The sequence below is a fragment of the Brachybacterium sp. YJGR34 genome (assembly GCF_003347015.1).
GTDB lineage: Bacteria > Actinomycetota > Actinomycetes > Actinomycetales > Dermabacteraceae > Brachybacterium.
Window position 1 is genome coordinate 228,240 of the sequence record NZ_PNFB01000001.1, and the last position, 12,457, is coordinate 240,696.

12 protein-coding genes are annotated in these 12,457 nt (G+C 74.8%); 8 read left to right on the forward strand and 4 right to left on the reverse strand.

Annotated features, from left to right (window positions below; translation table 11 throughout):
• Positions 1–10 precede the first annotated feature (10 nt).
• The 3 genes from CXH06_RS18265 (at position 11) to CXH06_RS00975 (ending at position 3,063) form a co-directional block, all read left to right on the forward strand.
• The gene (locus CXH06_RS18265) at positions 11–901 is read left to right on the forward strand and encodes a polysaccharide pyruvyl transferase family protein (protein ID WP_198683980.1); all 891 of its coding nucleotides are present in this window, start codon (positions 11–13) and stop codon (positions 899–901) included.
• A gap of 120 nt (positions 902–1,021) precedes the next feature.
• Positions 1,022–2,530, forward strand: a complete 1,509-nt coding sequence (locus CXH06_RS00970; RefSeq protein ID WP_114853273.1) for a sugar transferase — start codon at positions 1,022–1,024, stop codon at positions 2,528–2,530.
• A 2-nt stretch (positions 2,531–2,532) separates the two neighbouring features.
• A complete protein-coding gene (locus CXH06_RS00975; protein ID WP_114853274.1) occupies positions 2,533–3,063 on the forward strand; it encodes a VanZ family protein in 531 nt (176 codons plus the stop codon).
• Here the strand turns inward: CXH06_RS00975 and CXH06_RS00980 are convergent.
• On the reverse strand, positions 2,963–3,796 hold the full coding sequence (locus tag CXH06_RS00980; protein WP_114853275.1) for a nucleotidyltransferase family protein: 834 nt from the start codon (positions 3,794–3,796) through the stop codon (positions 2,963–2,965). The genes CXH06_RS00975 and CXH06_RS00980 overlap by 101 nt on opposite strands.
• Before the next feature lie 58 nt (positions 3,797–3,854).
• Between CXH06_RS00980 and manA the strand changes: the two genes are divergently transcribed.
• Genes manA through CXH06_RS00995 form a run of 3 tightly spaced genes read left to right on the forward strand, consistent with a single transcriptional unit; the run spans position 3,855 to position 6,516 of the window.
• Positions 3,855–5,054 carry a mannose-6-phosphate isomerase, class I gene (gene manA, locus CXH06_RS00985; RefSeq protein ID WP_114853276.1) on the forward strand — a complete coding sequence of 400 codons (1,200 nt, stop codon included), beginning with the start codon at positions 3,855–3,857 and terminating at the stop codon, positions 5,052–5,054.
• Positions 5,051–5,413, forward strand: a complete 363-nt coding sequence (locus tag CXH06_RS00990; protein WP_114853277.1) for a PqqD family peptide modification chaperone — start codon at positions 5,051–5,053, stop codon at positions 5,411–5,413. The genes manA and CXH06_RS00990 overlap by 4 nt, the downstream gene beginning before the upstream one ends.
• Entirely contained in the window at positions 5,410–6,516 is a 1,107-nt protein-coding gene (locus CXH06_RS00995; RefSeq protein WP_198683981.1) for a hypothetical protein, read from the forward strand. Before CXH06_RS00990 ends, CXH06_RS00995 begins: the two co-directional genes overlap by 4 nt.
• On the opposite strand, the gene CXH06_RS01000 is transcribed toward CXH06_RS00995, so the two are convergent.
• Complete coding sequence (locus CXH06_RS01000; protein WP_114853278.1) at positions 6,494–7,027, reverse strand: hypothetical protein; 534 nt, start codon at positions 7,025–7,027, stop codon at positions 6,494–6,496. The two genes, CXH06_RS00995 and CXH06_RS01000, sit on opposite strands and share 23 nt — an antisense overlap.
• Positions 7,024–8,073 (reverse strand): MauE/DoxX family redox-associated membrane protein, encoded by a 1,050-nt coding sequence (locus CXH06_RS01005; protein ID WP_114853279.1) that lies wholly within the window; start codon positions 8,071–8,073, stop codon positions 7,024–7,026. The genes CXH06_RS01000 and CXH06_RS01005 overlap by 4 nt, the downstream gene beginning before the upstream one ends.
• Before the next feature lie 155 nt (positions 8,074–8,228).
• Between CXH06_RS01005 and CXH06_RS01010 the strand changes: the two genes are divergently transcribed.
• The gene (locus CXH06_RS01010; protein ID WP_114853280.1) at positions 8,229–9,641 is read left to right on the forward strand and encodes an aldehyde dehydrogenase family protein; all 1,413 of its coding nucleotides are present in this window, start codon (positions 8,229–8,231) and stop codon (positions 9,639–9,641) included.
• Positions 9,642–9,656: 15 nt separating this feature from the next.
• Here the strand turns inward: CXH06_RS01010 and CXH06_RS01015 are convergent, their stop codons facing one another.
• Positions 9,657–10,886, reverse strand: a complete 1,230-nt coding sequence (locus tag CXH06_RS01015) for a cation:proton antiporter (RefSeq protein ID WP_114853281.1) — start codon at positions 10,884–10,886, stop codon at positions 9,657–9,659.
• A 209-nt stretch (positions 10,887–11,095) separates the two neighbouring features.
• Here CXH06_RS01015 and CXH06_RS01020 point away from each other — a divergent pair, with 209 nt between their 5' ends.
• Positions 11,096–12,445, forward strand: a complete 1,350-nt coding sequence (locus CXH06_RS01020) for a M48 family metallopeptidase (RefSeq protein ID WP_114853282.1) — start codon at positions 11,096–11,098, stop codon at positions 12,443–12,445.
• The last annotated feature ends 12 nt before the right edge of the window (positions 12,446–12,457 follow it).

Here is a 12,457-nt window from a genome sequence, read left to right on the forward strand (position 1 = left end):
GATCCCTAGGATGAGGGCCGGCCCGCGCGGAGGCCGGGACAGCGGACGGGGGAGCGCGGTGCTGCAGTCGGTGGACGTCGCCGGGGTCGAGGTCCTGCACTGGAACCCTCGCACGCCCCTCCCGCTGCGGCCGCGCCGCGCCTTCCGCTGGACGCGGCACCTGCCGCTGGCGCCGCGCGTCGACAACGTCGGCGACCTGCTGGGGCCGGAGGTCGTCCGGCAGCAGGTCCGCGCGCGCGGCCTGCGCGCCGCTGACGGCTCGTCCGTCGCACCCCTGGGCGCCGTCGGCTCCGTGCTGCACATGCTCCCGCCCGGTGCGGTGGTGTGGGGAGCCGGGGTGAACGGCAAGCACCGGGACCTCGAGCTGCCGGCGGACCTCGACCTGCGTGCCGTGCGCGGGCCGCTGACCGGTCGGTATCTCACGGAGAACGGCCGCACCGATCCGGGCGTCTACGGCGATCCCGCCCTGCTCCTCGACCTCGGCCCCCTGCGAGGGCGCGGCGCGCCGGGACCGGCCGCGCCGGGGGAGCGCAGCGGCGTCCTGTGGATCGACAACCTCAACGAGAGGCGTCCCGGGGTGCCGCCTCCCGGCGTCCGGAGCCGATCCCCGAGGGAGCGCATCGCAACGCTGATCGAGGCCATCGACCGCAGCGAGCTGGTGATCGGCTCGAGCCTCCACGCCCTCGTCCTCGCCGAGGTCCTCGGCGTGCCGGCGCGCGGGATCCTCTCGGAGGCGGAGCCGCCCCTGAAATACCTCGACTACTACGAGGGGTCCGGACGTGCCGGGGTGCGACTCGCGCACGACGTCGAGGAGGCGCTCTCGCTGGGCGGCGTCCCACGCGGCCCGACGATCGATCCTGCGCTGCGGGAGAGCTTCCCGGCGGATCTGTGGCGTCGGTGAGGCCGTCGCGACGGCGGAGCTCGGCGACGGACGCTACGGTGTGATCAGCACCCGCTGCGCCGAGGCCGGGCGCGGGAACTCCCGCCGCGCGCGACGCGCGGGTCGACCATCGAGGAGCAGATGTCGCTGTCAGAGGAAGCGAGGCAGGCCCGCCGGGACGCGGCCGGGCACGGGACCGCCGTGCCCCGGGACCTGCCCGCGGGCGGCATCGGCATCAGGAGACTGCGGCATCTCGGCGTCGCGGCGATGGTGGCCGGGGACATGCTCGCGGTCGGGCTGGCCATGCTCGGCGCCTACCTCTTCCGACAGTCGGTCCTGAGCGCCGCCGGTGACCTCAGCGGCTACGTCCTGGACGCCGCCTGGATCATCGCGATCGGGTGGATCCTCGCGATCTACCTGTGGGGCGGATACAACCCGCGCCTGCTGCCTGCCGGCACCGAGCTCTACAGCAACCTGCTGCACGCCTCCGTCGCGGCGGCGGGCATCGTGGGCACCGTCGTGTACCTCGTGGACATCGAGCTCTCCCGTGCCTTCTTCCTCGCCTTCTTCCTGCTGGGGCCCCCACTGCTGCTGGGGGTCCGCCTGCTGCTGCGGCGGTCCCTCGGCGCCGCCCGGCTGCGCGGGCATCTGCGCGAGGGCGTGATCGCGATCGGGTCCCTCGCCTCCGTGGAGGGCATCGCCCGGACCCTGCACCGCGAGCGCTGGCTGGGCTACGACGTCATCGGCGCGGTGACCCCACCGGGCAGCGGGGCCACGGAGACCGCGGACGGGATCCCCGTGCTGGGCACCGAGGAGGAGCTGCTGCGGATCGCGGCGGAGGTGCGGCCGGCGGTGCTGCTGTTCACCGCCGGCGCCTCCGCCAGCGCGGAGGAGTTCCGCCGCACCGCCTGGAAGCTCGAGCAGGAGGACGTCCACGTGATCGTGGTGCCCGCGCTCACCGAGATCTCCGCGGATCGGGTGGAGATGCGTCCCGTCGCCGGGCTGCCGCTGGTCCACATGGACCTGCCCCGCTCCCGCGGGGCGCTGCGCTGGACGAAGCGGGCCTTCGATCTCGTCGCCTCGGCGCTCGCCCTGGTCCTGCTCGCCCCGGTGCTCGCCGCCATCGCCCTGCGCATCCGGCTCCACGACGGCGGCCCCGTGATCTTCCGTCAGCAGCGGATCGGCCGTGACGAGCGCCCCTTCGAGTTCCTGAAGTTCCGCTCCATGGTGACCGACGCGGAGGCGGAGTCCGTGGAGCTGGTCGAGCGGGCCGTCCAGGACCGCGGCAACGACGTCATGTTCAAGATGCGCGACGACCCGCGCATCACCCGCCCCGGACGGTTCCTGCGCCGCTACTCCCTCGACGAGCTGCCGCAGCTGTGGAACGTGCTGCGCGGCGACATGAGCCTGGTGGGACCGCGCCCCGCCCTGCCCCGTGAGGCGGCGCGGTACGACGAGGACGCCCGGCGCCGGCTCAGCGTGCGCCCCGGCATCACGGGCCTGTGGCAGGTCTCCGGGCGCAGCGACCTGGCCTGGGAGGACACCGTCCGCCTGGATCTCTACTACGTCGACAACTGGTCCTTCCTCCGGGACCTCCAGATCCTGCTGCGTACCGTCCGCGCCGTCCTGGCCGCCTCCGGGGCGTACTGAGGATGGCGCCTCGACCCTCGGAGCGCGCCGAGCGCCTGCCGTGGCCGCTGACCGTGCTCGCCGCCGTGGTGCTGGTGGGGATGCCGATCGCGGCCGGTGCCCTGCTGCTGACGGCCGACGGCTGGTCCGTCAACCGTGCCAACGTGCTGGTCTGGAACGCGGTCGCGGGAACGCTCGGCCTGCGCGGCGCGATCACGCCGGAGCAGTTCGCGGTGGTCGCGAACGTGCTGCTGTTCGTCCCCTTCTTCGCCGCCCTCGCCCTGCTGGTGCCCCGCTGGTGGTGGGTGGTGCTGGGGGCGGCGCTGTCCGCGGCGGTGGAGCTCCACCAGGGCACCCTGGGCTCGCGGGAGGCGTCCCTCGGCGACGTCGCCGCGAACACCGCGGGGGCCGCGATCGGGGTGGCGCTGGGCCTCGGGGTGCGGCGGCGCGCGCTCAGGGCCGCAGCAGCCGGCCCCAGCGCGCGAACCACTCCCGGCGGAGCTCTCGACGGGTCGGCGTCCGGCCCAGGCGGAGGCTCAGATGATCGCGATTGACCGCCGCGGCCTCCGCGAGGATCCGCACCCGCGCCCGCGGCGAGCGGGCGTCGCGCCAGCGGGCTCGCCACACCTGCCGCGGCGGGGCACCGGCGTGCAGCGCGCGCCACAGATGCTCGTCCGGACCGCCGCGGGCGCGCTCGGGCCGGCCCGCGACGAGCGCCAGCGGCACCGTCCCTCCGAGCTCGCCGGCGAGGTCCTCCAGCCGCGCCCGCTCGGCGGCGTCGGCCCGGGTCCAGGACTCGCGGACGTCGTGCGCCGCGCGCGCCGAGCGATCCCGGGCGGCGTGGACCAGGAGCAGCAGGCGCTGGCCCAGCAGGTCCGGCACCGGGCAGGGGACGCCGCCCAGCACCCGCTCCTCCCGCGCCCGCCACAGCCGCGCGAAGGTGGTCTCCGGCGAGCGGTCCACGCCCGGGAACGCGCGGTGGACGTCGGCCGTCCCCCAGCGGGGGTGGTGGAAGGCCGCCGCGTGACCGAACACGCTGCCGCGATCGAAGGTGGTGATCTGCTCCCAGCCGTGCGCAGCCAGCACCTCCCGCAGCTCCTCCACCTGGTCGGGGGCCACCAGCAGGTCGCAGTCGCTCGAGCCGCCGCGCCCCGCGGCGAGCCGCGGGTCCAGGGCGACGCCCTTGAGATGCAGGATCCGCAGCCCGGCACCCTCGGCCAGGAGCTGCAGGCACCCGTGGGCCATCCGCAGTCGGACCGCGGTCGGCACCTGCACGGGGGAGTCCATAGGGTGGAGTCTAGGAGAGCGCCCCTGGTCGGGGCCCGACGGCGAGGAAGGATGCGGCATGTGGCAGCTCGATAGCCGGATCCACCACTACGGCTGGGGGTCCGAGACCGCCCTGCCGGCGTTCCTGGGCCGCGAGGCCGACGGCCGTCCCTGGGCCGAGGCCTGGTACGGCGCGCACCCGCTGGCCCCCTCCACGCTGGAGACCGGGCAGGGTCTCGACGCGGCGATCGCCGCGGATCCCCGGGCCCTGCTGGGCGACGCGGTGGCGCGCACCTTCGAGGGCCGCCTGCCGTACCTGCTGAAGGTCATCGCCCCGCAGCGGCCGCTCTCCCTGCAGGTGCACCCCACCCGGGAGCACGCCCGCGAGTCCTTCGCGGCGGAGGACGCCGCCGGCCTCGCGCTGGACTCGCCGCTGCGCAACTACCGCGACGACAACCACAAGCCGGAGATGCTCATCGCGCTGACGCGGTTCACCGCGCTGTGCGGCTTCCGCACGCCCCGGCGCGCGGCCGGGCTGCTCGAGGGGCTGGGCACGGATCTCACCGACCGCCTCCACCACCTGCTGGTCCACAACCCCACCGCGCACGGCATGCGCGCCGCCTTCCGCACCCTGGTCTCCTCCTCGATGCGGCCCTCCGCCGGCGCGGTCGCCGAGGTGGTCGCCGCCTGCCGGGCCCGCGGGGACTCCGGCGCCTCCCCGTCCCCGCGCATCGACCACATCGTCACCCTGCTCGCCGACCATCACCCCGCGGATCCGGGCGTGGTGGCCGCGCTGCTGCTGAACCCCGTCACCCTGCAGCCGGGGGAGGCGATGTTCGTCCCCGCGGGGGCGCTGCACGCCTACCTCCACGGGGTGGGGCTGGAGGTCATGGCCTCGAGCGACAACGTGCTGCGCGCCGGGCTGACGGACAAGCGCATCGACGCCGAGGAGATGCTCCAGTGCGTCAGCGTCGCGGCAGCCCCGCCGCTGCGGGTGGCGCCCGAGCACCAGAGCACCGCCACCGTCGCCTACTACGCCCCGGTGGACGACTTCGAGCTGTCGATCACCACTCTCGAGGACCGTCCCGGCATCCCGCCGCGTCACCGCCTGCGCGGCGGCGGACCGCGCACCCTGCTGGGCCTGTCCGGCGAGGTCCGGGTCGAGAGCGAGAGGAGCCGGCACCTGCTTCCCGCCGGGAGGGCGCTCTTCGTCCCGGCGTCCGACGGGCAGCTCCGCGCCGGCGGGACCGGGCGCTTCGCCCAGGCGAGCGTCCCGTGACGCGCCTCCGCCTCGCCCGCATCGTCCGCGAGGTCGACGGGGACGACCTCTGGATCGGCGCGGTGCCCCACGGGCCGATCCTGCACGTGGAGGGCGCCGGCGCGATGGTGCTCGCCGTGCTCGAGGGAAGGGATCCGCTGACCGTGACGGACCCCGCCGTCGGGGCGCTCCGGGAGGCACCCCTGCCCGCTCCCGGGGACCGTCCCGTCCTGACCGCCGCGCAGATCGTGGACGCGCTGGCGGCCGACATCCCCGACCTGCCCGAGGAGGCGGACGCGTCGATCCGGGACTTCCTCGCCCAGCTCCGCGCCGCCGGGATCCTCGAGGTGCTCGTCGAGGCCGACGGCGGCCGCGCATGAGCGGCGGCCACCGGCCCCGTCCCCTGGTGCTCGAGCTCCCCGGGGTGGGCCTCGAGCTGAGCTTCGGGCCCGGCCACGAGGCGCTCGCCGCGGAGGCCGCCGCCCTCTGGGCGCATCGCGCGGATCCCGCGGCGACGGTCACCGCCCGCCGCGCGGTGCGCGTCCCGGGGGACACGCCGGACCCGGGCGCGCTGGTGATCCCACCCGGCCCGTCGGCCGCCTACCAGCTGTCCGGGCGGATCACCCGCGTGGTCATCGAGGCGCTGATCGGCACGCGGGTGCTGCTGCACGCCGGGGCGGTCGACCACGAGGAGCTCGGTCCGGTGCTGCTGGTGGGGCCCAGCGGGGCCGGGAAGTCCACGGCGGTCGCGGTGCTCGGCCACGGGGGTGGCTACCTCTCCGACGAGCTCGCGATCATCGACCCGACCTCCCGGGCCGTCACCGGATTCCCCAAGCCCGTCTCCCGCATCGGGCCGGACGGCGTGAAGCGGGACGCGGCGCCGGCCGCGCTCGGCCTCCGCCCCACGGTCTCCGCGGACGCCCCGGAGCGGATCGTGCTGCTGGACCGCGGGCCGACGGCGACCGGGACCGTCCGGCGGCTGCCGCTGGGGGAGGCGATGCCGCGCCTCATCGAGCAGACCTCCTCGCTGTGCCGGGTCCCCGGAGGCCTGGCCGCCCTCGCCGCGCTCGTCACCCGCAGCGGCGGCGCGCTGCAGGTGGGCTACCGCGAGGCCGAGGAGCTCCCCGCTCTGCTGGCCGACCCGCCCGCCGCGCACGACGAGGACTGGGAGGAGCTCCCCGCGGGGCCGGCGCGCCCGGCGGCGGAGCCGGCGGGGGCCCTCACGGCCGCCCCGTACGACCAGGCGCTCGTGCTGGAGAACGGGGTGCTGGTCCTCGCCAGCACCCGCGCCGGCCACCTGCCCGGACTGGCCGGGCTGGTGTGGGAGCGACTGCGGGACGCCGGCGGGCTGGATCCGGACCAGCTCGAGAGCGTTGTCGCCGCCGAGCTCGGCGCGCACCCGCAGAGTCGCACGCTGCTGGCCAGCACCGTGGACGCGCTGGTGCGCGGGGGATGGGTGGTCAGCGCTCCCCGGTCGCCGTGAGCAGCACCGCGAGCTGGTCCACGAGGCTCTCGATCCGCCGCGCCGTGGCCGCGGCGACCTCCGGCGGCCGGCGGTAGGGGTCCGGCACGTCCCGCCCCGGCGGCAGGGCCTGCCGCGTCCACCGGTCGACGGCGCCGGAGTCCAGCCCCGGACCCTGCCGGGCCGCGATCGCCGCCAGCTCGGGGACGTGACCCAGCAGCCCCAGCCGGCGGACCACGGAGGGATCCTCCTCGCGGAGATGGCTGCGCTGGCGCTCGGACATCACCAGGACGAGATCCGCCGCGAGGTCCTCGCCCCTCACCTGCCGCGCCCGGAAGCCCGCCGGGTCCGCACCGCGCCGCCGGGCCTCCTCGGCCATCCGGTGCTCCATGGGATCTCCCCCCAGCGCGTCGATGCCGGCGCTGGCCACGGTGATCCCCGGGACGCGGGTGCGCAGCAGCAGCTCGGCGAAGGGGGAGCGGCACACATTGCCCGTGCACACCAGCAGCACCGAGGAGACGGGCCGCGTCATGGCGCCTCCGGCAGCTCGCCCTCGGCGCGGGCGATCCGCAGCTGCTCCTGGATCTCCTCGACGAATCCGATCACGGCATCGCCGCCGGTGACCGGCCCGCCCGCGAGCAGCCCGTCGGCCCCCAGCAGCACCGCCGAGGGTGCGCCCCGGCCGCCGAGCGCGGAGCGGGCCACGAACTGCAGGTCGTGCAGGGCGCTGTCGCCCACCCGGGCGATGGTGCGCTCGCGCAGCTGATCCAGCGGGCGGGAGAAGACCGGTATGACCTGCAGGGAGGGGGAGAGCGTCTCGAGCCAGCCGGGGATCTCGTCGAGCACCCGCTCGCACGGTCCGCAGCCCTCGGTGACGAAGATCAGCAGCGCCGCCTGCTGGGCGGTCAGCTGGTTCAGCGTGATCAGGCGGCCGCCCGGCCGCTGCAGCACCGCCCCCGGGATCGGGTCCCGCTCGTAGTCCAGCAGCTCCTCGTCCTCGGCGGAGTCGGCCTCGGAGGGGAGGCCGGGGACGCCCTCCCCGTCGGCGGGATTCGGGGTCGCCGTCGAGGCACCGCCGAGCGTGAGCACCGTCAGCACGATCGTCAGCCCCAGCGCGATCCCGAGCCCCACCAGGGCCAGCGGGGTCAGCTCGAGCGTCCTGGCCAGCAGCCCGGCGCTCGCGGCGGGCACCGTCAGCAGGGCGAGCAGGGCGAGCACGAGGTTGCGGGCCAGGGTGCGGCGGGAGACCGTCGGCGAGGCGAGGGAGCCGAAGCAGGAGCATTCCACCGGCTCCTCGAAGGTCAGGGCGCGGGCGATGATCACCAGGTACACGATCATCAGGGCCGCGATCAGAGCGGACACCGCGACCTGCAGGGGCACCACGGGCACCCACAGCACCAGGGCCAGGACGATCTCGAGCACGGGCAGAGCGTTCGCGACGGCGCGATGCAGACCGCGGCCGGGCAGGCGCAGCGAGGTCATCGCGTCCACCGTTCCCCGGCGCGCACCGAGCTTCGCGAGCCCGGAGACCAGCAGCGTCAGCGACAGCAGGATCGGGGCGGTCAGCAGCACCATCATCGCGCGGCGGCCTCCGGGCCGGCGCCGGCCCTCGCGCGCGGGGCCGTCCGGTCGGGGAGATGCGCTGTGTCCATGCCCCGAGAGTAGTCACCGCGACGAGATGGTGGGCGACAGCGGCCGCGACGGGGACCGGGCGCGGGACCTACGCTGGGCGCATGCCGACCCCTCCCGCCGACGACGCGCTGCGCGCGCACCTCCAGGCCGACGTCTCCGCACTCCGCGACTCCTTCGACGCCGGCACCACCCGCGGCCTCGACGCGCGCCGCGCCCAGCTCGAGGCGCTCCGGCGCGGCCTGCGGCACGAGGAGCCGGCCCTGGTCCGCGCCCTCGCCGAGGACCTCGGCAAATCCCGCACCGAGAGCCTGCTGACCGAGATCGGCGTGGCGCGCCAGGAGATCACCGAGGCCCTGAAGCACCTGCGGTCCTGGCTGCGCCCGCAGCCGCTGCGCCTGGGTCCCCTGCTCGCCCCGTCCACCGGTCGCCTGCACCGCGAGCCCCTGGGCACCACGCTGATCATCGCGCCCTGGAACTACCCGGTGAACCTCACCCTCGCCCCGCTCGTCGCCGCGATCGCCGGCGGCAACACCGCGGTGCTGAAGCCCAGCGAGGTGGCGCCGGCGACCTCCGCGGCGCTCGCCCACCTGGTGCGCACCCACCTCGACCCCGCCTGGGTGCGGGTGGTCGAGGGCGGCGTGGAGGAGACCACGATCCTCCTCGAGCAGCGCTTCGACCTGATCTTCTACACCGGCAGCGCCCGGGTGGGGCGGATCGTGGCGCGCGCCGCCGCCGAGCACCTCACGCCGACGATCCTCGAGCTGGGCGGGAAGTCCCCCGTGTTCGTCGACGACGGGGTGGACCTCGCCGCGGCCGCTCGCCGGATCGTCTGGGGGAAGTTCACCAACGCCGGGCAGACCTGCATCGCGCCGGACTACCTCATGGCCACCCCGGAGACGGCGAGGGCGCTGGTCCCGCACCTGCTGCGCGCCGTGCGCTCGCTGTACGGCCGGTCCCCGCGGCGCGCGGCCGACTACGGGCGGATGGTGTCCCGGCGGCACCTCGAGCGGGTGCTCGCCCTGATCGACGACGAGCGGTGCGTGCTGGGCGGCACCGCCGAGGCCGATCCCGACGCGCGGTACCTCCCGCCGACGATCATGACCGACGTGGACTGGGATGATCCGGTGATGGCCGAGGAGATCTTCGGCCCCGTGCTGCCGATCCTCACCGTCGACGGCCCCGACGAGGCGATCGCCCGGATCCGCGCGGGGGATCAGCCCCTGACTCTGTACCTGTTCTCGCGGGACGCCGACCTCGAGGAGCGCTTCGCCGCGGAGACCTCCTCCGGGTCCCTCGCGCTGGGCCTGACCCTCGCGCACATCGGGACCCCGGGGATGCCCTTCGGCGGAGTGGGGGAGTCCGGGACGGGCGCCTATCACGGCCGCGCGGGCCTCGAGGCCTTCACCCATGCCAAGCCCGTGGTGCGCAAGCCGCTGCGGCCGGACACGCTGCGCCTGGTCTACCCGCCGTACACCCGTCCCCGCAGCGCCCTGCTGCGGCGCCTGCTGCGCTGAGGCCGGGGCGCCGCGCTACCGCGGCGCCGAGGCCGGGACGGAGCCGTCCGCGCTCGGGGTGCTCGCCCCGCGGCGCATCAGCTGCCCCGCGGCCAGCGGGAAGATCAGCACCGTGACCGCACCGGCGGTGACCAGCACCGAGGCGATGGTCTCGGAGATCAGCTCCGAGGAGACGGCGATCTGGGTGACGGCGACGATCATCGGCAGTCCGGTGGCGGCGTAGAGACCCAGTGCCGCGCGCTCGGGCCTCGTGGCGAGCCCCGAGTCCGTGGAGGTCCACTGCTCGCGGAGGAACACCGGCAGACCCCGCACCAGGAGGATCGTCGCGGTGAAGGCCAGCAGCATCGGCCACCGGGCGAGGACCGCGGCGACGTCGATCTCCATCCCGCTGGTCACGAAGAACACGGGGATCAGCAGGCTGAAGCCCACCACCTCGATCTTGTGCATGACCTCCTGGGCGTGCTCGGGGTTCTTCGCCCGCAGCACGGAGCTGACCAGCAGCCCGGCGGTGAAGGCGCCGAGGGCGACGTCGAGCTCGAGCACCGCCGTGAGCATCATGAGCGTCACGAGGATCAGGAAGGTCACCCGGACGGTGGTCTGCATCGTCGTGTTCGCCGCCGCGGCGAAGGAGCGCCCCAGCAATGGCACGTGCCGGAAGAAGCGGGAGGGGATCGCCACGGTCGCCACGGCGGCGACGGCGAAGACGATCAGCACGATCGCCGCCTGCCACGATCCGCGGGTCGAGAGCAGCAGGGACATCGCGACGATCGGCAGCAGCTCGCCGAAGGCCCCGTGCACCATCACCGAGCGTCCCAGCGGTGACTCGATGACGCCGGAGTCCTTGAGGATCGGCAGCAGGGTCCCCAGCGCCGTCGAGGTGGAGGCGATCGCGAGGACCACCGCGATCTGCACGTCCCCTCCCACGAAGAGCATCGCCGCGCCGAACCCTAGGGCGGCGCAGAGCAGCCAGGTCAGCGCCGCCTGACGGCCCTGCCGCGAGCGCATGTCCCGGGGGTTCACCTCGAAGCCGGCCAACAGGAACAGCAGTCCCAGTCCCAGCTCGCGGAGGAACTCCACCGACTCGGTGGGCTCGGCGAGGCCCAGGGCGTGCGGGCCGATGAGGGCGCCGAAGGCGAGCAGCCACACCGCGTCCGGCACGGTGCGACGGGTGACCAGGGCGAGGATCGGGGCGAGGACGGCGACCAGCGTGATCCACCACATCGAGATCAGGTTCTCCAGCAGCATGCCGTCTCCGTCGTCCCCGGGACCCCGCGCCGGACGGTGCGGGGGAGGGCGGCCCGCTCGCGGGCTCCCGCACGGAAGATACCAAGACGTCGCGTCCGCGCCCTCGGCTCCCTCGTCCACCGCCGGGACGGGATGAGACGCGGGACACCCTGCAGGGATATCCTCTGCGGAGGCCCGATCCCGGCTGATGGACTCAAGGAGCGCACGACATGGCCCAACCGCCCTCAGGACCCCCGCAGTTCCCCGGCTCCCCGCCGTCGGGCGGTCTCCCCTCCGGGCCGGGCTCGCCCGCTCCCGGCGCCCAGCCCGGCGGCGGGCCGAACCCCGCGGGCATGCAGGGACCGACCCTGGTCAACGGTGCCACCACCCACGGCATCATGGGCCGCAAGGGCATCCGGCACCCGTGGGAGCTGCCGCTGCTGTGGACCGGCGTGGTGCTGACGATCCTCGCCTACATCGCCTGGGCCGTGCTGATGATCTCCACCCTGGTGCTGCGCATCGTCGAGGGTCAGGAGACCGTCGACAGCCTCTACCAGTACGTGGGCATCATCCCGCTGTTCATCCAGCTGGTGCTCATCCTGCCGGCGTTCCCGCTGCTCGCCTTCTGGGCGCGCGCCATGATGTACGCGCAGCTGCGCGCCACGTCGGTGCGGATGAGCCCCACCCAGTTTCCCGAGGGCTACCGGATGGTCGCGGAGGCCGCCCAGCAGTACGGACTGCGGCGCGTTCCCGACGCCTACGTGCAGATGGGCAGCGGCTCGGTCAACGCCTTCGCCGCCGGCCACGGATTCCGCCGCTTCGTCGTCGTCTACTCGGACCTCTTCGAGGCCGGCGGCGAGAACCGGGATCGCGAGGCGCTGCGGTTCGTCATCGGCCACGAGGTCGGCCACATCGCCGCCGGCCACGTCTCCTACTTCCGCCTGGTGTTCACCAACGTGCTGAGCTATGTGCCGATCCTCGGGTCGGCGCTCTCCCGCGCCCAGGAGTACACCGCGGACAACTTCGGCTACACCGTCGCCCCAGGCGGAGCCGCCGGGACGATGGGTCTGCTCTCCGGCGGGAAGTACCTCAACGCCGAGGTCAACGTCAACGAGCTGGCCGATCGTGCCGCGACCGACCCGAGCTTCTTCGTGCACGTCGTCAACTGGTTCTCCTCCCACCCGGTGACCACCTGGCGCGCCCATGCCCTGCGTGACCGCTCCAAGCCCGGTGCCCTGTGGATCCGCCCGCAGGGTGCGCTGTTCACCTCGCCCCTGCCCCCGGGCAGCGCCTGGTCCTCCCAGTACCCGACCCCGAGCGACGCCCTGGCGATGCTCGGTGCGGCGGACCGGATCCGTCCCGCCGGGTTCGCGAACCAGTTCGGGCGCTTCGCCGGCGCCGACTACAGCGCCCGCCCGGCCACGCGCGAGGTCCAGCTGGCGGCGCCGCTGCTGGCCGAGCGGACGTCCTACGTCATCCCCACCGGTCCGTATCGCGACGACGCCCGCGGTCCCCTGACCGGGGCCGGGATCAGCCCCTTCGGCGGGCCCCAGCAGCCCCCGCCCCCGCCGCAGAGCTGAGCCCGTCGGGCG